The 17,761-nt window shown below is 56.7% G+C and carries 13 protein-coding genes and 2 rRNA genes; 11 read left to right on the top strand and 4 right to left on the bottom strand.

Features of this window, described 5'->3' with window-relative positions; translation table 11 throughout:
- The 6 genes from ACOTXT_RS07070 to aceK all read left to right on the top strand — a co-directional run.
- Nucleotides 1-158, top strand: a 23S ribosomal RNA gene (locus ACOTXT_RS07070); the annotation flags it as partial.
- Nucleotides 159-223: 65 nt separating this feature from the next.
- Nucleotides 224-339: ribosomal RNA gene (gene rrf / locus ACOTXT_RS07065) — 5S ribosomal RNA — on the top strand.
- A gap of 175 nt (nucleotides 340-514) precedes the next feature.
- Nucleotides 515-1,444, top strand: coding sequence for a homoserine O-acetyltransferase MetA (gene metA, locus ACOTXT_RS07060; RefSeq protein WP_008503405.1), 930 nt, complete (start codon nucleotides 515-517; stop codon nucleotides 1,442-1,444).
- A gap of 270 nt (nucleotides 1,445-1,714) precedes the next feature.
- Nucleotides 1,715-3,316 carry a malate synthase A gene (aceB, locus tag ACOTXT_RS07055; protein WP_333166334.1) on the top strand — a complete coding sequence of 534 codons (1,602 nt, stop codon included), beginning with the start codon at nucleotides 1,715-1,717 and terminating at the stop codon, nucleotides 3,314-3,316.
- Nucleotides 3,317-3,347: 31 nt separating this feature from the next.
- Nucleotides 3,348-4,652 carry an isocitrate lyase gene (aceA, locus tag ACOTXT_RS07050; RefSeq protein ID WP_008503407.1) on the top strand — a complete coding sequence of 435 codons (1,305 nt, stop codon included), beginning with the start codon at nucleotides 3,348-3,350 and terminating at the stop codon, nucleotides 4,650-4,652.
- Nucleotides 4,653-4,703: 51 nt separating this feature from the next.
- Nucleotides 4,704-6,440, top strand: coding sequence for a bifunctional isocitrate dehydrogenase kinase/phosphatase (aceK, locus tag ACOTXT_RS07045; protein WP_193149030.1), 1,737 nt, complete (start codon nucleotides 4,704-4,706; stop codon nucleotides 6,438-6,440).
- Between the two features lie 37 nt (nucleotides 6,441-6,477).
- Here the strand turns inward: aceK and iclR are convergent, their stop codons facing one another.
- Nucleotides 6,478-7,308 carry a glyoxylate bypass operon transcriptional repressor IclR gene (iclR, locus tag ACOTXT_RS07040; protein WP_023293555.1) on the bottom strand — a complete coding sequence of 277 codons (831 nt, stop codon included), beginning with the start codon at nucleotides 7,306-7,308 and terminating at the stop codon, nucleotides 6,478-6,480.
- 193 nt (nucleotides 7,309-7,501) lie between these two features.
- Here iclR and metH point away from each other — a divergent pair, with 193 nt between their 5' ends.
- The 5 genes from metH (at nucleotide 7,502) to rluF (ending at nucleotide 14,667) form a co-directional block, all read left to right on the top strand.
- The gene (gene metH, locus ACOTXT_RS07035) at nucleotides 7,502-11,185 is read left to right on the top strand and encodes a methionine synthase (RefSeq protein WP_333166339.1); all 3,684 of its coding nucleotides are present in this window, start codon (nucleotides 7,502-7,504) and stop codon (nucleotides 11,183-11,185) included.
- A 217-nt stretch (nucleotides 11,186-11,402) separates the two neighbouring features.
- Nucleotides 11,403-13,034, top strand: coding sequence for a Na/Pi cotransporter family protein (locus tag ACOTXT_RS07030; RefSeq protein ID WP_008503411.1), 1,632 nt, complete (start codon nucleotides 11,403-11,405; stop codon nucleotides 13,032-13,034).
- A gap of 95 nt (nucleotides 13,035-13,129) precedes the next feature.
- Nucleotides 13,130-13,423 carry a type II toxin-antitoxin system CcdA family antitoxin gene (locus ACOTXT_RS07025; RefSeq protein ID WP_008503412.1) on the top strand — a complete coding sequence of 98 codons (294 nt, stop codon included), beginning with the start codon at nucleotides 13,130-13,132 and terminating at the stop codon, nucleotides 13,421-13,423.
- Nucleotides 13,423-13,740: a CcdB family protein gene (locus ACOTXT_RS07020; RefSeq protein WP_008503413.1), complete on the top strand. Its 318-nt coding sequence runs from the start codon at nucleotides 13,423-13,425 to the stop codon at nucleotides 13,738-13,740. The genes ACOTXT_RS07025 and ACOTXT_RS07020 overlap by 1 nt, the downstream gene beginning before the upstream one ends.
- Nucleotides 13,741-13,794: 54 nt before the next feature.
- The gene (rluF, locus tag ACOTXT_RS07015) at nucleotides 13,795-14,667 is read left to right on the top strand and encodes a 23S rRNA pseudouridine(2604) synthase RluF (protein ID WP_008503414.1); all 873 of its coding nucleotides are present in this window, start codon (nucleotides 13,795-13,797) and stop codon (nucleotides 14,665-14,667) included.
- Here the strand turns inward: rluF and ACOTXT_RS07010 are convergent, their stop codons facing one another.
- The 3 genes from ACOTXT_RS07010 to rtcR form a co-directional block, all read right to left on the bottom strand.
- Nucleotides 14,668-14,940 (bottom strand): DUF3811 domain-containing protein, encoded by a 273-nt coding sequence (locus ACOTXT_RS07010; RefSeq protein ID WP_008503415.1) that lies wholly within the window; start codon nucleotides 14,938-14,940, stop codon nucleotides 14,668-14,670.
- 50 nt (nucleotides 14,941-14,990) lie between these two features.
- Complete coding sequence (gene panS, locus ACOTXT_RS07005) at nucleotides 14,991-15,935, bottom strand: ketopantoate/pantoate/pantothenate transporter PanS (RefSeq protein ID WP_008503416.1); 945 nt, start codon at nucleotides 15,933-15,935, stop codon at nucleotides 14,991-14,993.
- A gap of 105 nt (nucleotides 15,936-16,040) precedes the next feature.
- Nucleotides 16,041-17,615 carry an RNA repair transcriptional activator RtcR gene (gene rtcR / locus ACOTXT_RS07000; RefSeq protein ID WP_333166346.1) on the bottom strand — a complete coding sequence of 525 codons (1,575 nt, stop codon included), beginning with the start codon at nucleotides 17,613-17,615 and terminating at the stop codon, nucleotides 16,041-16,043.
- Nucleotides 17,616-17,761: the final 146 nt, after the last annotated feature.

The raw sequence follows: 17,761 nt of genomic DNA, 5'->3' as shown, positions 1-17,761 counted from the left end.
GAAAGCATCTAAGCACGAAACTTGCCCCGAGATGAGTTCTCCCTGAGACTTTAAGTCTCCTGAAGGAACGTTGAAGACGACGACGTTGATAGGTCGGGTGTGTAAGCGCAGCGATGCGTTGAGCTAACCGATACTAATGAACCGTGAGGCTTAACCTTACAACGCCGAAGATGTTTTGGCGAAGAGACAGATTTTCAGCCTGATACAGATTAAACAGAATTTGCCTGGCGGCTTTAGCGCGGTGGTCCCACCTGACCCCATGCCGAACTCAGAAGTGAAACGCCGTAGCGCCGATGGTAGTGTGGGGTCTCCCCATGTGAGAGTAGGGAACTGCCAGGCATCAAATAAGAAGAACCCCGTACCGTAAGGTGCGGGGTTTTTTGCTTTTGTTTTCTCCCTCTCCTTGAAACTTTCTCACCTTCTGCTTGCAGACTCGACATTCAAGCCATTTCTGGGTATCGTTAGCTGTCTGGATGTCTAAACGTTTATACGTATGCTGTGAGGATACAAAGCTATGCCGATTCGGGTGCAGGACGAGCTACCAGCCGTCAATTTCTTGCGTGAAGAAAATGTCTTTGTGATGACGACTTCACGTGCGACAGGTCAGGAAATTCGCCCGCTGAAGGTGCTTATTCTCAATCTGATGCCCAAAAAGATCGAAACAGAAAACCAGTTCCTGCGTCTGCTGTCGAACTCCCCGCTGCAGGTCGATATTCAACTGCTGCGAATCGACGCCCGTGAGTCACGCAATACGCCTTCTGAGCATCTGAACAACTTCTACTGCAACTTTGATGACATTCAGGGTGAAAACTTCGACGGTCTGATTGTGACCGGCGCGCCGCTGGGCCTGGTGGAATTTAACGATGTCGCTTACTGGCCGCAGATCAAACAGGTTCTGGAGTGGGCAAAAGATCACGTCACGTCCACGCTGTTTGTCTGTTGGGCGGTACAAGCCGCACTGAATATTCTCTATGGCATCCCCAAGCAAACCCGCACTGAAAAGCTCTCCGGCGTATACGAACACCATATTCTCCATCCCCATGCGTTGCTGACGCGCGGGTTTGATGATTCTTTCCTGGCCCCGCATTCTCGCTACGCTGACTTCCCGGCCCAGCTGATTCGTGATTACACCGATCTGGAGATCCTGGCCGAAACGGAAGATGGGGACGCTTACCTGTTTGCCAGTAAAGATAAGCGCATTGCATTCGTAACCGGGCATCCTGAGTACGATCCGCACACCCTGGCGTCAGAGTATTTCCGTGATGTTGAAGCGGGTCTTAACCCGGATGTCCCTTACAACTATTTCCCGAAAGACGATCCGCAAAACAAACCGAGAGCGACCTGGCGCAGCCACGGGAATTTGCTTTTTACTAACTGGCTCAACTATTACGTCTACCAGATAACACCATACGATCTGCGCCACATGAATCCAACGCTGGAGTAATCGTCTGCACTAAACGATCCTAAAGCGTTTCAGCTATTCAAATCAGGCACCTTCGGGTGCCTTTTTTATTTCCGAAATGTCACTCATCATTCTTTAAAAATTTAATTTCAATAAAATCAATCAATTAATTGCAATTTATAATTAAAATGGAAATTGTTTTTGATTTTAGAAAAAATAGAGATAGTCTTAATTCTGCTGAGCGAAAACTACCCAACGATCTTTCGTTCGCGTCGGGAGCGTGATTTTGGATCTTTGATGAGGAGCAGAGTAATGACTCAACAGGCAACGACGGTCGATGAACTGGCCTTTACCCAGCCGTATGGCGAGCAAGAACAGCAAGTATTAACGGCAGAAGCGGTAGAATTTCTGACTGAACTGGTGACCCGCTTTACGCCGCAGCGCAATAAGCTGCTGGCGGCACGTATTCATCAGCAGCAGGAAATTGATAACGGCAAGTTGCCTGGTTTTATTTCGGAAACTGCTTCCATTCGTCGTGGTGAGTGGAAAATCCGCGGCATCCCTGAAGATTTACAGGATCGTCGCGTTGAGATCACCGGTCCGGTAGAACGCAAAATGGTGATCAACGCCATGAACGCCAACGTTAAAGTCTTTATGGCCGATTTTGAAGACTCGCTGGCGCCGGACTGGCGTAAGGTCATCGAGGGGCAAATCAACCTGCGCGACGCCGTAAACGGCACCATCAGCTATACCAATGAAGCCGGCAAAATATACCAGCTCAAACCGAACCCGGCGGTGCTGATCTGTCGCGTGCGCGGCCTGCACCTGCCCGAAAAACATGTCACCTGGCGTGGAGAAGCCATTCCAGGAAGCCTGTTTGATTTTGCACTCTATTTCTTCCACAACTACAAAGCCCTGCTGGCGAAAGGCAGCGGCCCGTATTTCTATCTTCCTAAAACGCAGGCCTGGCAGGAAGCAGCCTGGTGGAGCGAGGTCTTCAGCTATGCGGAAGATCGTTTCAACCTGCCGCGCGGCACCATCAAAGCCACCCTGCTGATTGAAACGCTGCCCGCCGTGTTCCAGATGCATGAAATCCTGCACGCCCTGCGCGATCACATTGTGGGTCTGAACTGCGGACGCTGGGACTATATTTTCAGCTACATCAAAACCCTGAAAAATTATCCCGATCGCGTGCTCCCCGATCGTCAGGTTGTCACCATGGACAAACCGTTCCTGAGCGCCTATTCGCGTCTGCTGATCAAAACCTGCCACAAGCGCGGTGCCTTTGCGATGGGCGGCATGGCAGCTTTTATCCCGAGCAAAGACGCAGAGCGCAACAATCAGGTGCTCAACAAGGTGAAAGCCGACAAAGAGCTTGAAGCACGTAACGGCCACGACGGGACGTGGATCGCCCATCCGGGTTTGGCCGATACGGCGATGGAGGTCTTTAACCGCGTGCTCGGCAACAACAAAAACCAGCTGTTTGTCACCCGTGAAGACGATGCACCAATCGCAGAAGAACAGCTGCTGGCGCCGTGCGCGGGCGAACGGACGGAAGAGGGCATGCGGGCCAATATCCGCGTTGCGGTGCAGTACATCGAAGCGTGGATCTCCGGCAACGGCTGCGTGCCGATCTACGGTCTGATGGAAGATGCTGCGACGGCGGAGATCTCACGTACCTCTATCTGGCAGTGGATCCACCATCAAAAAACGCTTAGCAACGGCAAACCGGTGACCAAGACCCTGTTCCGCCAGATGCTGGCCGAAGAGATGCGGGTGATCCAGGACGAGCTGGGCGAACACCGCTTCAGCAGCGGGCGTTTTGACGACGCTGCGCGCCTGATGGAGCAAATCACCACATCAGATGACTTAATCGACTTCCTGACCCTGCCGGGCTACCGCTTCCTGGCGTAACTCACCACATAACAATATGGAGCATCTGCACATGAAAACCCGTACCCAACAAATCGAAGAATTAAAGAAAGAGTGGACACAACCTCGCTGGGAAGGCATCCGCCGTCCGTACAGCGCGGAAGACGTGGTGAAATTACGCGGCTCGGTCAATCCGGAATGTACGCTGGCGCAAAATGGCGCCGCGAAAATGTGGAAGCTGCTGCACGGTGGCTCTAAAAAGGGCTACATCAACAGCCTCGGTGCGCTGACCGGCGGTCAGGCACTGCAGCAGGCGAAGGCCGGTATTGAGGCTATCTACCTCTCCGGCTGGCAGGTCGCGGCGGACGCCAACCTGGCCTCCAGCATGTACCCGGATCAGTCGCTCTATCCGGCTAACTCCGTGCCGTCGGTCGTGGATCGGATCAACAACACCTTCCGCCGTGCGGATCAGATCCAGTGGGCGGCGGGCATCGAACCCAACGATCCGCGCTTTATTGACTACTTCCTGCCGATCGTCGCGGATGCGGAAGCGGGCTTCGGCGGCGTGCTGAACGCCTTTGAGCTGATGAAATCGATGATTGAAGCCGGTGCAGCGGCCGTTCACTTCGAAGACCAGCTGGCGTCAGTGAAGAAGTGCGGACATATGGGCGGTAAGGTGCTGGTTCCTACACAGGAAGCGGTGCAGAAGCTGGTTGCCGCGCGTCTGGCTGCTGACGTGCTCGGCGTGCCAACGCTGGTCATTGCCCGTACCGATGCGGACGCGGCTGACCTGATCACCTCTGACTGCGATCCGTACGACAGCGAGTTCATCACCGGCGAGCGCACCAGCGAAGGGTTCTATCGCACCCATGCGGGTATTGAGCAGGCGATCAGCCGCGGTCTGGCGTACGCGCCGTACGCGGACCTGGTCTGGTGTGAAACCTCTACGCCGGATCTGGCGCTGGCAAAACGCTTTGCCGACGCCATTCATGCGAAGTACCCGGGCAAGCTGCTGGCCTACAACTGCTCGCCGTCCTTCAACTGGCAGAAAAAGCTGGATGACAAAACCATCGCTAGCTTCCAGCAGCAGCTGTCCGACATGGGCTACAAATACCAGTTCATTACGCTGGCAGGCATCCACAGCATGTGGTTCAACATGTTCGACCTGGCGCACGCCTATGCGCAGGGAGAGGGCATGAAGCACTACGTTGAGAAGGTGCAGCAGCCGGAATTTGCGGCGGGCAAAGACGGTTATACCTTCGTCTCTCACCAGCAGGAAGTGGGCACCGGCTACTTTGATAATGTGACCACGATTATTCAGGGCGGCACCTCCTCCGTCACCGCCTTGACGGGTTCAACGGAAGAAGCACAGTTCTAATCTTTTCCCCCTCTCCCCCCTGGGGAGAGGGTTGGTGGTGAGGGGGAATATATGTCGCGTGGCCTGGAATTACTGATTGCCCAAACTATTTTGCAGGGCTTCGATGCCCAGTATGGTCGTTTTCTTGAAGTGACCTCCGGCGCGCAGCAGCGCTTCGAACACGCAGACTGGCATGCGGTTCAGCAGGCCATGAAGCAGCGTATCCATCTTTATGACCACCACGTGGGTCTGGTGGTGGAGCAGCTGCGCTGTATTACCGACGGTAAAAGTCCGGACGCGGAATTTTTACTGCGCGTAAAAGAGCATTACACCCATCTGTTACCCGACTACCCGCGCTTCGAGATTGCGGAGAGCTTTTTCAACTCCGTCTATTGCCGGTTATTTGACCACCGCTCATTATCTCCTGAGCGGTTATTTATCTTCAGCTCCCAGCCTGAACGGCGCTTTCGTACCATTCCGCGTCCGCTGGCGAAAGATTTCTTTCCCGAGCACGGATGGGAAAAGCTCCTGCATCGCGTGCTGACGGATTTGCCTCTGCGTCTGCCCTGGGAGAATAAAGCCCGGGATATCGGGTATATCCACGCCCATCTCAAAGAAGCATTCGGCGCGGAGGTGCTCAGCCACAGCCATTTGCAGGTGGCCAACGAGCTTTTCTACCGCAATAAAGCCGCCTGGCTGGTGGGCAAACTGGTTACGCCGACGGCCATCGTGCCCTTTCTGCTGCCCATTCATCGTACCGACGACGGGGAACTGTTTGTTGATACCTGCCTGACTACCAGCGCCGAGGCCAGCATCGTGTTTGGCTTCGCCCGTTCCTATTTTATGGTGTACGCTCCGCTGCCCGCCGCGCTGGTGGAGTGGCTGCGCGAGATCCTGCCGGGTAAAACCACAGCCGAGCTGTATATGGCCATTGGCTGCCAGAAGCACGCTAAAACGGAAAGCTACCGGGAGTACCTGCGCTATGTCACCACGGCCGATGAGCAGTTCATCGAAGCGCCAGGCATTCGCGGCATGGTGATGCTGGTGTTTACCCTGCCGGGCTTCGACCGGGTCTTTAAGGTGATTAAGGACAGATTCGCGCCGCAGAAAGAGATGACCGCCGCGCACGTCCGCGCCTGCTACCAGCTGGTTAAGGAGCACGACCGCGTCGGGCGCATGGCGGATACTCAGGAATTCGAAAACTTTGTGCTGGATAAGCAGCAGATCGATCCGGCGCTCATGGCACTTTTACTGCAGGAAGCGCCCGCCAAAATCACCGATCTTGGTGACAAGATCGTCATTAGCCATCTCTACATTGAACGACGCATGGTGCCGCTGAATATCTGGCTGGAGCAGTCCGACGGTCAGGCTTTAAGAGATGCGATTGAAGAGTACGGCAACGCGATTCGCCAGCTTGCCGCCGCCAATATCTTCCCGGGCGATATGCTATTCAAAAACTTCGGCGTCACCCGTCACGGGCGGGTAGTGTTCTACGATTACGACGAGATTTGCTACATGACCGAGGTGAACTTCCGCGATATCCCACCGGCCCGCTACCCGGAAGATGAGCTTTCCAGCGAGCCGTGGTACAGCGTTTCGCCGGGCGATGTGTTTCCCGAAGAGTTTCGCCACTGGCTCTGCGCCGATCCGCGCATCGGGCCGCTATTCGAAGAGATGCATGCCGATCTGTTCCGCGCCAGCTACTGGCGGGGACTGCAAACGCGGATCAAAAACGGGCACGTGGAAGATGTGTATGCTTACCGTCGCAAGCAGCGGTTTTGCATCCGGTTTTCAGAGGGCATCATGTAGGCCGGGTAAGGCGAAGCCGCCACCCGGCAATGCATGCTTAACGAATTCCACCGTACGCCAGCGTGACCTCTTTCGCCGCCTTAATCACCAGCGCACCCAACTCAGTGACCCGATCGTCGGTCATACGTGAAATCGGCCCGGAAATAGAGATGGCGGCAAACGGCTCGCGGTGCTCGTCAAAAATGCAGGCTGCGATACAGCGCAGGCCGAGGGCGTGCTCCTCGTCGTCAAACGAATAGCCGCGCTTGCGGGTCAGGGCCAGGTCTTCTTTCAGATGCACCGGCGAAACCAGCGTGGCGTGGGTATAGGCATGCAGTCCTTTACGGTGCAGCAGCCCCGTCACCTGCTCCTCGGTCAGCTGCGAGAGGAACGCTTTACCCGCCCCTGAGGCATGCATCGGCAGCTTGCCGCCAATCGGCGCGGACATGCGCATCAGCTGCGTGCATTGCACCTGGTCGATGATAATCGCCTGATGGTCGCTCTGGTCGAGCACGGCCAGATTCACGGTCTCGCCCGACTCTTCCATCAATTTGCGCAGAATCGGGTGCACAATCGCCAGCAGGTTACGGCTCTGCAGGAAGCTGCTGCCCACGATAAACGCATGCGCGCCCACCGCCCAGTGCCCCAGCTCGCCTACCTGGCGGACAAAGCCCAGCTGCTGCATGGTGGTCAGCAGGCGGTGCGTCGTGGAGTTCGGCAGGCCAGCCTGCTGGGCCAGCTCCGTCAGGGCCACGCTGCTGTGCGACTCGGCTATCCACTCCAGCAGCTTCAGACCGCGCGTGAGCGATTGAACCTGTCCACCCTGTTGTGCGGCAGCGGTGGTGGCAGCAGGTTTTCTGCCGCGTTTAGCGGGAACGGTCGCGACCATGACGATCTCCTTTTTCTGTATCGTGGAAATCATTTTCGTTTTATTTGGTGAATTTGCAACCGTTATCCTGACTGATCGGAGGAGTGATAGTGAACATGTCTCATGTTACCGCTGAGCGACTTTTCCACCCTGCGAGATTGTGCCAGTATGGAACGCAGCCTTTTGGCCTTGTTGAGCGTTGTCGGGAGCAAGTGTGAGCAGCAAAGTAGAGCAACTGCGTGCGCAGTTAAATGAACGAATTCTGGTGCTGGACGGCGGGATGGGCACCATGATCCAGGGCTATCGTCTGAGCGAAGACGATTTCCGCGGCGAACGCTTCGCCGACTGGCCCTGCGACCTGAAAGGGAACAACGACCTGCTGGTGCTCAGCAAGCCGTCCGTGATCAAGGATATCCACAACGCCTACTTCGAAGCGGGTGCGGATATCGTTGAAACCAACACCTTTAACTCGACAACCATCGCCATGGCGGATTACCAGATGGAATCCCTGTCGGCGGAGATCAACTATGAAGCCGCAAAGCTTGCGCGCGCCTGCGCCGACGAGTGGACGGCCCGCACGCCGGACAAGCCGCGCTACGTTGCCGGGGTGCTTGGCCCAACCAACCGCACCGCGTCGATTTCACCGGACGTCAACGACCCGGCGTTTCGTAATATCACCTTTGACCAGCTGGTTGTTGCCTACCGTGAATCGACCAGAGCGCTGGTGGAAGGCGGTTCCGATCTGATCCTGATTGAAACGGTATTCGACACCCTCAACGCCAAGGCCGCGATTTACGCGGTGAAAGAGGAGTTCGAGGCGCTGGGCGTTGACCTGCCGATCATGATTTCCGGCACCATCACCGATGCCTCCGGCCGTACCCTGTCCGGCCAGACCACCGAAGCGTTTTATAACTCCCTGCGCCACGCCGATGCGCTCTCCTTCGGCCTGAACTGCGCGCTGGGCCCGGACGAGCTGCGCCAGTACGTGCAGGAGCTGTCGCGCATTGCGGAATGCTACGTTACCGCGCACCCGAACGCCGGTCTGCCGAACGCCTTCGGTGAATACGATCTGGATGCCGACACCATGGCGGCACAAATCCGCGAGTGGGCCGAGTCTGGATTTCTGAACATCGTCGGCGGCTGCTGCGGCACCACGCCGGAGCACATCGCCGCCATGAGCAATGCCGTGGCCGGACTGCCGCCGCGCAAGCTGCCCGAGCTGCCGGTTGCCTGTCGCCTCTCCGGCCTTGAGCCGTTAACCATCGGCGAAGACAGCCTGTTTGTGAACGTGGGTGAGCGTACAAACGTCACCGGCTCCGCGAAGTTCAAGCGTCTGATCAAAGAAGAGAAGTACAGCGAAGCGCTGGACGTTGCCCGCCAGCAGGTGGAAAGCGGCGCGCAGATTATCGATATTAACATGGATGAGGGTATGCTCGACGCCGAAGCGGCGATGGTGCGTTTCCTCAACCTGATTGCCGGTGAGCCGGACATCGCCCGCGTGCCGATCATGATCGACTCCTCCAAATGGGAGGTGATCGAGAAGGGGCTGAAGTGCATTCAGGGTAAAGGCATCGTCAACTCTATCTCGATGAAAGAGGGCGTGGATGTCTTCATTCACCACGCGAAGCAGGTCCGCCGCTACGGTGCTGCGGTGGTGGTGATGGCTTTTGATGAAGTGGGCCAGGCCGACACCCGCGCGCGTAAAATTGAGATTTGCCGCCGCGCGTACAAAATACTGACCGAAGAGGTAGGCTTCCCGCCGGAAGACATCATCTTTGACCCGAACATCTTCGCCGTGGCGACCGGCATCGAAGAGCACAACAACTACGCCCAGGACTTTATCGGCGCGTGCGAGGACATCAAGCGCGAGCTGCCGCATGCCCTCATCTCCGGCGGCGTATCGAACGTCTCGTTCTCGTTCCGCGGCAACGACCCGGTGCGCGAAGCGATCCACGCCGTGTTCCTCTACTACGCCATCCGCAACGGGATGGACATGGGGATCGTTAACGCCGGCCAGCTGGCGATTTACGACGACCTGCCCGCCGAGCTGCGCGACGCGGTGGAAGACGTGATCCTCAACCGCCGCGACGACGCCACGGAGCGGCTGCTTGACCTGGCAGAAAAATACCGCGGCAGCAAGTCGGATGACGCAGCCAACGTTCAGCAGGCCGAGTGGCGCGCCTGGGACGTGAAAAAACGTCTGGAATATTCGCTGGTAAAAGGCATCACCGAGTTTATCGAGCAGGACACCGAAGAGGCGCGTCAGCAGTCAGCCCGCCCGATTGAAGTGATCGAAGGGCCGCTGATGGACGGCATGAACGTGGTGGGCGATCTGTTCGGCGAGGGCAAAATGTTCCTGCCGCAGGTGGTGAAATCCGCGCGCGTGATGAAGCAGGCCGTGGCGTACCTGGAGCCGTTTATCGAAGCCAGCAAAGAGAAAGGCTCCAGCAACGGCAAAATGGTCATCGCCACCGTGAAGGGCGACGTGCACGACATCGGCAAGAACATCGTCGGCGTGGTGCTGCAGTGCAATAACTACGAGATTATCGACCTTGGCGTGATGGTCCCGGCGGATAAAATCCTCAAGACCGCGCGCGAAGTGAATGCCGACCTGATTGGCCTCTCCGGGCTGATCACCCCGTCGCTGGACGAGATGGTTAACGTGGCGAAGGAGATGGAGCGTCAGGGCTTCACCATTCCGCTGCTGATTGGCGGCGCGACCACCTCCAAGGCGCACACGGCGGTGAAAATCGAGCAGAACTACAGCGGGCCGACGGTCTACGTGCAGAACGCCTCGCGCACGGTGGGCGTGGTCTCCGCGCTGCTCTCTGACACCCAGCGCGACGAGTTTGTTGAGCGCACCCGCAAAGAGTACGAAACCGTTCGCATCCAGCACGGGCGCAAGAAACCGCGCACCCCGCCAGTTTCACTCCAGGCGGCGCGCGATAACGATCTGGCGTTTGACTGGTCGAGCTATACGCCGCCGGTCGCGCATCGCCTGGGCGTTCAGGAGGTCAGTGCCAGCATCGAAACGCTGCGCAACTACATCGACTGGACGCCATTCTTTATGACCTGGTCGCTCGCGGGCAAATATCCGCGCATTCTGGAAGATGAGGTGGTGGGCGATGAGGCGAAACGCCTGTTTAACGATGCCAACGACATGCTCGACAGGCTGAGCGCGGAGAAAACCCTCAACCCACGCGGCGTGGTGGGGCTGTTCCCGGCCAACCGCGTGGGTGACGACATCGAAATTTACCGCGATGAAACCCGCACTCACGTGCTGGCAGTCAGCCGCCATCTGCGCCAGCAAACCGAGAAAGTGGGCTTTGCCAACTACTGCCTGGCCGATTTTGTCGCGCCGAAGCTGAGCGGTAAAGCCGACTATATTGGCGCCTTTGCGGTAACCGGCGGTCTGGAAGAAGATGCGCTGGCGGACGCGTTCGAAGCGCAGCACGATGATTACAATAAAATCATGGTGAAAGCGATCGCCGACCGCCTGGCGGAAGCCTTCGCCGAGTACCTGCACGAGCGCGTGCGTAAGGTGCACTGGGGCTACGCGGCGAACGAAAACCTCAGCAACGAGGAGCTGATCCGCGAAAACTACCAGGGGATTCGTCCGGCGCCGGGCTACCCGGCCTGTCCGGAACACACCGAAAAGGGCACGATCTGGCAACTGCTGGACGTCGAAGCCCATACCGGGATGAAGCTCACCGAGTCGTACGCCATGTGGCCGGGCGCATCCGTCTCCGGCTGGTACTTCAGCCACCCGGACAGCAAGTACTTTGCCGTGGCACAGCTTCAGCGCGATCAGATTGAAGATTACGCCCTGCGCAAAGGCATGAGCGTGTCAGAAGTAGAGCGCTGGCTGGCACCGAATTTAGGCTACGACGCAGACTAACGTCACTTTTCCTTACAACAAACAGGGCACCTCAAGGGTGCCTTGTCTCTTTCTTACGCTTAACCCCTTATACTGAAATAAGGTTCTATCCCTGGCACCCGGTGGCGGTGCGCTTACCGGGCCTGTGCGTAGGTCAGATAAGGCGTCGCCGTCATCCGACATGGCAACGCGCAGGGAACCTCAGGAAAACCGATAAAGATAAGGAGGAAAACCATCCGTGCTGACCCTGTTACATCTGCTCTCTGCAGTCGCACTGCTCGTATGGGGCACCCATATCGTCCGTACCGGCGTGATGCGCGTATTTGGCGCCCGTTTACGTACCGTTCTCAGCAGCAGCGTTGAGAAGAAGCCGCTCGCCTTCTGCGCAGGCATTGGCGTAACGGCACTCGTTCAGAGCAGCAACGCCACAACCCTGCTTGTCACCTCTTTTGTGGCGCAGGATCTGGTGGCGCTGGCCCCGGCGCTGGTCATTGTGCTGGGGGCTGATGTGGGTACCGCGCTGATGGCGCGTATCCTGACGTTTGATCTCTCATGGCTGTCGCCGCTGCTGATTTTTGTCGGCGTCATCTTCTTCCTCGGCCGCAAACAGACGCGGGCGGGCCAGCTTGGACGCGTGGGGATTGGCCTGGGGTTGATCCTGCTGGCGCTGGAGCTGATTGTGCAGGCGGTCACCCCGATTACCGAGGCCAACGGCGTGCAGGTCATCTTCGCCTCCCTGACCGGGGACATCATGCTGGACGCGCTGATTGGCGCGGTGTTTGCCATCGTCAGCTACTCCAGCCTGGCCGCCGTGCTGCTGACGGCCACGCTCACCGCCGCCGGGGCGATCTCCTTCCCGGTCGCGCTGTGCCTGGTGATCGGTGCCAACCTCGGCTCTGGCCTGCTGGCGATGCTCAATAACAGCGCCGCCAACGCCGCCGCCCGCCGCGTGGCGCTCGGTAGCCTGCTGTTTAAGCTGGTGGGCAGCCTGATTATTTTGCCCTTTATTCATCCGCTGGCGAACCTGATGGATAACCTCCCGCTGCCGAAGGCGGAGCTGGTGATCTACTTCCACGTGTTCTATAACCTGGTGCGCTGCCTGGCGATGGTCCCTTTTGCCGGGTCGATGGCTCGCTTCTGCGAGCGACTCATTCAGGACGAACCGGAGCTGGACGCCCGCCTGAAGCCGAAGCATCTGGATACCTCCGCGCTGGACACCCCGGCGCTGGCGCTGGCGAATGCCGCGCGCGAGACGCTGCGCATGGGCGACGCCATGGAAACCATGCTCGAAGGGCTGCAAAAGGTGATGCACGGCGAGCCGCGAGAGGAGAAAGAGCTGCGCAGACTGGCGGACGATATCAACGTGCTCTATACCGCCATTAAGCTTTACCTGGCCCGCATGCCGCAGGACGAGCTGGCGGAGGAGGAGTCCCGCCGCTGGGCGGAAATCATTGAGATGTCGCTCAACCTTGAGCAGGCCTCCGATATTGTTGAGCGCATGGGCAGCGAGATTGCCGATAAGTCGCTGGCCGCACGCCGGGCGTTCTCCGTTGAAGGCCTGAAGGAGCTTGAAGCGCTGCACGAGCAGCTGGTCAGCAACCTCAAGCTAGCGATGCTGGTCTTCTTCTCCAGCGACGTGCCGAGCGCGCGCCGCCTGCGCCGCAACAAGCATCGCTTCCGCATTCTAAACCGCCGCTACTCGCACGCCCACGTTGAGCGCCTGCATCAGCAGAACGTGCAGAGTATCGAGACCAGCTCACTCCACCTGGGACTGCTGGGGGATATGAAGCGCCTCAACTCGTTGTTCTGTGCGGTGGCCTACAGCGTGATGGAACAGCCGGATGAAGATGACCAGCGGGATGAGTATTAATCTCTGAAAGCGCCTCGCAAAACCTTGTTGCGAGGCGTGACACCTTATCAAACGCCATTTACCCTTCAGACCTTACGTTTTTTAGGGAATAGAAAATGCTCGTTTATTACGCTACACTTCGCCAATTCATGCGCATTCCGATGGGGGTTCTCATGCGCACTACTCGTGGCATTAAAAAATCAGTCAACGTGTCGTTAGCACCTGAAATTCTTGAAGAGGCGCGACGGCTTAAGCTTAATCTCTCCGCTGTACTCACGGCTGCACTGCAGGAGCAGTTTCGTGCGCATCAGCGCGCAGAGTGGTTAGCAGAAAATAAAGCGTCTATCGAGGCCATTAACCAGTGGGTTGAGGAAAACGGCTCCTTTAGTGACTTTCAGAGGTCGTTCTGATGGAGCAATATTTTGCTTATGAGAATGAAGGTAAGGGGAAAACTGCCTATCCTTGGCTAATCAATATGCAGCATCCCGTGGCCAATGTGATGAAGCATGTTCTGGTCGCCCCCGCAGTTGAACTTAGCCATCTGGGTGGCATTCAGCCACCTGCGAAAGTGTGCCCTGTCGTTGAGATAGCGGGTAAACCCTGTGTGGTAATGATGCACATGATGGCAGGCATATCGCCAAAAGAGTTAGGCGAGCGTGTCGCCGATCTTACGCAAAACCGTACTTCATTGCGGGATGCACTCGATTTTTTGATCAACGGTTACTAACACTTTTTTGTCAGCCACAAGGTAAGGTATATTTCGCCCTTCACAGGAGAAACTATGCTGCCAACTCAATCAACCCGATTAAACAAATACATTAGCGAGAGCGGGATCTGCTCACGTCGCGAGGCGGACCGTTACATTGAACAAGGTAATGTGTTCCTCAACGGCAAACGCGCCACGATTGGTGACCAGGTGATGCCTGGCGACGTGGTTAAAGTGAATGGTCAGCTCATCGAACCGCGTGATGCCGAAGACCTGGTGTTTATCGCGTTGAACAAACCGGTTGGGATTGTCAGCACCACGGAAGACGGTGAGCGGGACAACATCGTTGATTTCGTGAACCACAGCAGCCGTATCTTCCCGATTGGCCGTCTGGATAAAGACTCTCAGGGGCTGATTTTCCTCACTAACCACGGCGATCTGGTCAATAAGATCCTGCGTGCCGGTAACGATCACGAGAAAGAGTACATTGTGACGGTTAATAAGCCGGTCACGGACGACTTTATTCGCGGTATGGGCGCCGGTGTGCCGATCCTCGGTACCGTTACGAAAAAGTGTAAGGTGAAGAAAGAAGCGCCGTTTGCGTTCCGTATTACCCTTGTGCAGGGCTTAAACCGCCAGATCCGCCGCATGTGCGAATACTTCGGTTATGAAGTGACGAAGCTGGAGCGCACGCGCATCATGAACGTCAGCCTGTCCGGCATTCCGCTGGGCGAATGGCGCGACTTAACGGACGACGAACTGATCGAGCTGTTCAAGCTTATCGAGAACTCCTCGTCCGAAGCGAAGCCGAAGGCCAAAGCAAAACCGAAAACCCAGGCGATTAAGCGTCCGGTCGTGAAGGCACCGCAGGCGGAAGAGAAAGGACGCGGCAAACCGGGCAACGGGAAGCGATTTACCCAGCCTGGCCGTAAAAAGAAAGGACGCTAGCTAGCGCCTTCCACGGGTAGAGGTATTGGCCGACCAGGAAAAGGTCGTTTCAGTATCCGGCTTGTAAGCCTGCTGCTTTTTCAGTTTGCGGGCTTTTTTCGCCTCGGCGTCACGCTGCGCCATCAGTTTGTCGATGTACTCTTTTTTCACCTGATTGGTTTCGGCGTTGCTCAGCGTACGGCCATGCGCGATGCGGGCGCGGTCGAGAAGCGTTTTAAGTTCGCGCTGCTCGGCTTCCGTCATGTCTTTCTGGGTCAAACGTGGTGTCGCCATTGCTGAAGCCTCCTGAGAGAGAGGCTTCAGTGTAAAGCAAGCTGAGTCAATTAACCCTGCTTCACCGCATCTTTTTTCGTTTGTTCCTCAATCGGTTTGCCGGACCAGTAGCCCGCCAGCAGCGAGCCGGAGAGGTTATGCCAGACGGAGAACAGCGCACCCGGCAGGGCCGCCAGCGGTGAGAAGTAGATTTTACCGAGCGCCGCCGCCAGGCCGGAGTTCTGCATCCCTACCTCGATTGCCAGCGTGCGGCAGGTCGATTCGTCGAAGCCAAACAGTTTCCCGCCCCAGTAGCCGCCCAGCAGGCCAATGGTGTTATGCAGCACCACCGCGACGATCACCACAAAGCCTACGGAAGCAATGTGCGAGGCGGAGCCCGCCACCACGGCGCTGATGATGGCCAGAATACAGACCATCGAAAATGCGGGCAGGTATGGCTCAACGGCCTTCACCACGCGCGGGAAAAGATGGTGAATGACCAGCCCCAGCGCAATCGGGATCACCACGATTTGCAGAATGCTCAGCAGCATGCCCATCACGTCCACCTGAATATGCGCATCCACGTACAGGCGGGTTAACAGCGGCGTGGCAATCACGCCCACCAGCGTCGAGACGGACGAGATAGTGACGGAGAGCGCCACGTCGCCTTTCGCCAGATAGATCATGACGTTGGACGCCGTGCCGCTGGCCACGCTGCCCACCAGCACCATCCCGGCGGAAAGGTCGGGCGGCATCTTAAAGGCCATCGCCAGCAGCCACGCCGCGAGCGGCATCACCAGGTAGTGCAGAAATATTCCTGCCGCGACGGGCGCTGGGCGAGACAGCACGCGTTTGAAGTCGTCGGCTTTCAGATGCACGCCCATACCGAACATGATCAACATCAGCAGCGTGGTGACCCATGGACCAATACCGGTGAACGTGGTGGGCGTGTAATACGCGAGTACGGAGAGCAGCAGCGCCCATAACGGGAACAGCCGCGTAATAGCGGATAACATAATGATTTCCTTGCGATGAATGTTGTATGTGTTTGTTATAAAAAGCCGGGATCGAGCCCGGCTATAGTTATTGTTTATCGCGTAAGGAAGTAATATTCAAATGAATTATGACCGGATGCTTTCCCAGCTCAGACTAAAGCGAGCCAGATATTTGCGCAGTCGGTCGGCGTCGTTAGGATTGGCTTTTTTGAGCCGTGAAACGGCAAACAGCTCACGTCCGGCTTCAGACAACGATGCGCTGCGGCGACATACCTCCAGCACCGTTTCAAGTTGCCGCTGGTCAAAGAGGTCAATCTCCATGTCAGTTGCAGGCTGCGTCACGTCAGTTTGCCAGTCGGTCTGAAGCCGGGAAATCTCCTCCAGCACCAGATCCTGAGTAATACGCCCTCGTTCCGCCAGCGTCGCCATGCGTGCGACGCTGGCGCTCAGTTCGCGAAAGTTGCCCCGCCACAGCGCTCTGCTGGAACAGGCAAAGGCCAGATAGCCTTCGCGTGCCTCTTTATCGAAGCGGATTTGCGTCTGGCTTTCGCGAGAGAAACGTTGAAGTTCGTAGTCAACATTCGGCGTGATGTCTTCTTTCCGTTGGGCAAGGCCGGGTAAGGCAAAGCTCCACATATTAATACGGGCATAGAGATCTTCACGAAAACGTCCTTCTGCCACCCACTGGCGCATATCACGGTGGGTTCCGGCGATAAGTTGAAAATCGCTGTGAACTTCTTTATCGGAGCCAAACGGGAAAAAAGTTTTTTCTTCAATGGCTTTGAGCAGCATCGCCTGTTCATCCAGGCCTAGTTCGGCAATCTCGTCGAGGAAAAGGACGCCGCCATCGGCTTCACGCAGCAGGCCGCTGCGCGCCGACAGTGCGCCGGTAAAGGCCCCTTTCACATGGCCGAACAGCGTGGACATAGCGTTATCACCGCGCAGGGTCGCGCAGTTGACGGAAACCAGTTTGCCGGATACCTGATGGCGTGACTGCTTAAGCTGATAAATGCGGTTCGCGAGGAACGACTTGCCCGCGCCGGTGGGGCCGGTCAGCAGGATCGGGGCTGTTGAACGTAGCGCCACGCGTTCAATCTTGTCGATCAGACTGTTAAAGGTGGCGTTTCGCGTCTCAATGCCCGCTTTCAGAAATGAGATTGACTGCTGCTGCTCGCGCTGAAAACGGTTGGTAAGGGTCGTGTAGCGGCTTAAATCCAGGTCGATAATTGAGTAAGTTCCGGCTGCAGTCTCCTCAGCAGAGGCTTCTTTTCTGGCAGGGCCAGTCTGCAAAAGGCTGGCGGGAAGATAGCGTGCTTCCGTCAGCAGGAACCAGCAGATCTGCGCCACATGCGTGCCGGTGGTGATGTGGACGAAATACTCTTCGCGATCGGTATCAAAAGTGTACTGGATGGCGAAATCGAGAAACGCGGCATAAACCTCTTCGAAATCCCACGGGTCTTCAATGGTTACCGTGCTGGGACGCACCTCGGTGTGGGGGGAAACCAGCACAATATCTTCCGCCAGTTGCTGAGCCATGCCGAGATCTCGCGGTTGATGTAGCAGCTCCAGCCTGTCGACCGGGAAATCCGGCTGTTGGCACAGCCCGACGGTCGGTCGCCATTTGCGAAAGCGATTAGCCCGCTTTCCCCGTTTATCCATCACGGTGCCAAGCACCCCGATCACCACCTTCCGCTTCTTCATGTTTATCCAGAAAGATAATTGTCGATATAGCAGGATAAGAAATGTTGAGCCGAACGGCAATGCATGAAAAGCGTGATAAATAAAAATCATTAATTATCAATAAAATAAAAAAATAAAACGGCGATTTTTGTTTTTGGCACGCTTCT

Source organism: Enterobacter cloacae complex sp. IR5422, from assembly GCF_049238165.1.
Taxonomy (GTDB): Bacteria; Pseudomonadota; Gammaproteobacteria; order Enterobacterales; family Enterobacteriaceae; genus Enterobacter; species Enterobacter roggenkampii.
The sequence above is the reverse complement of the archived record's forward strand: the minus strand, read 5'-3'. Positions and strand labels throughout refer to the sequence as shown.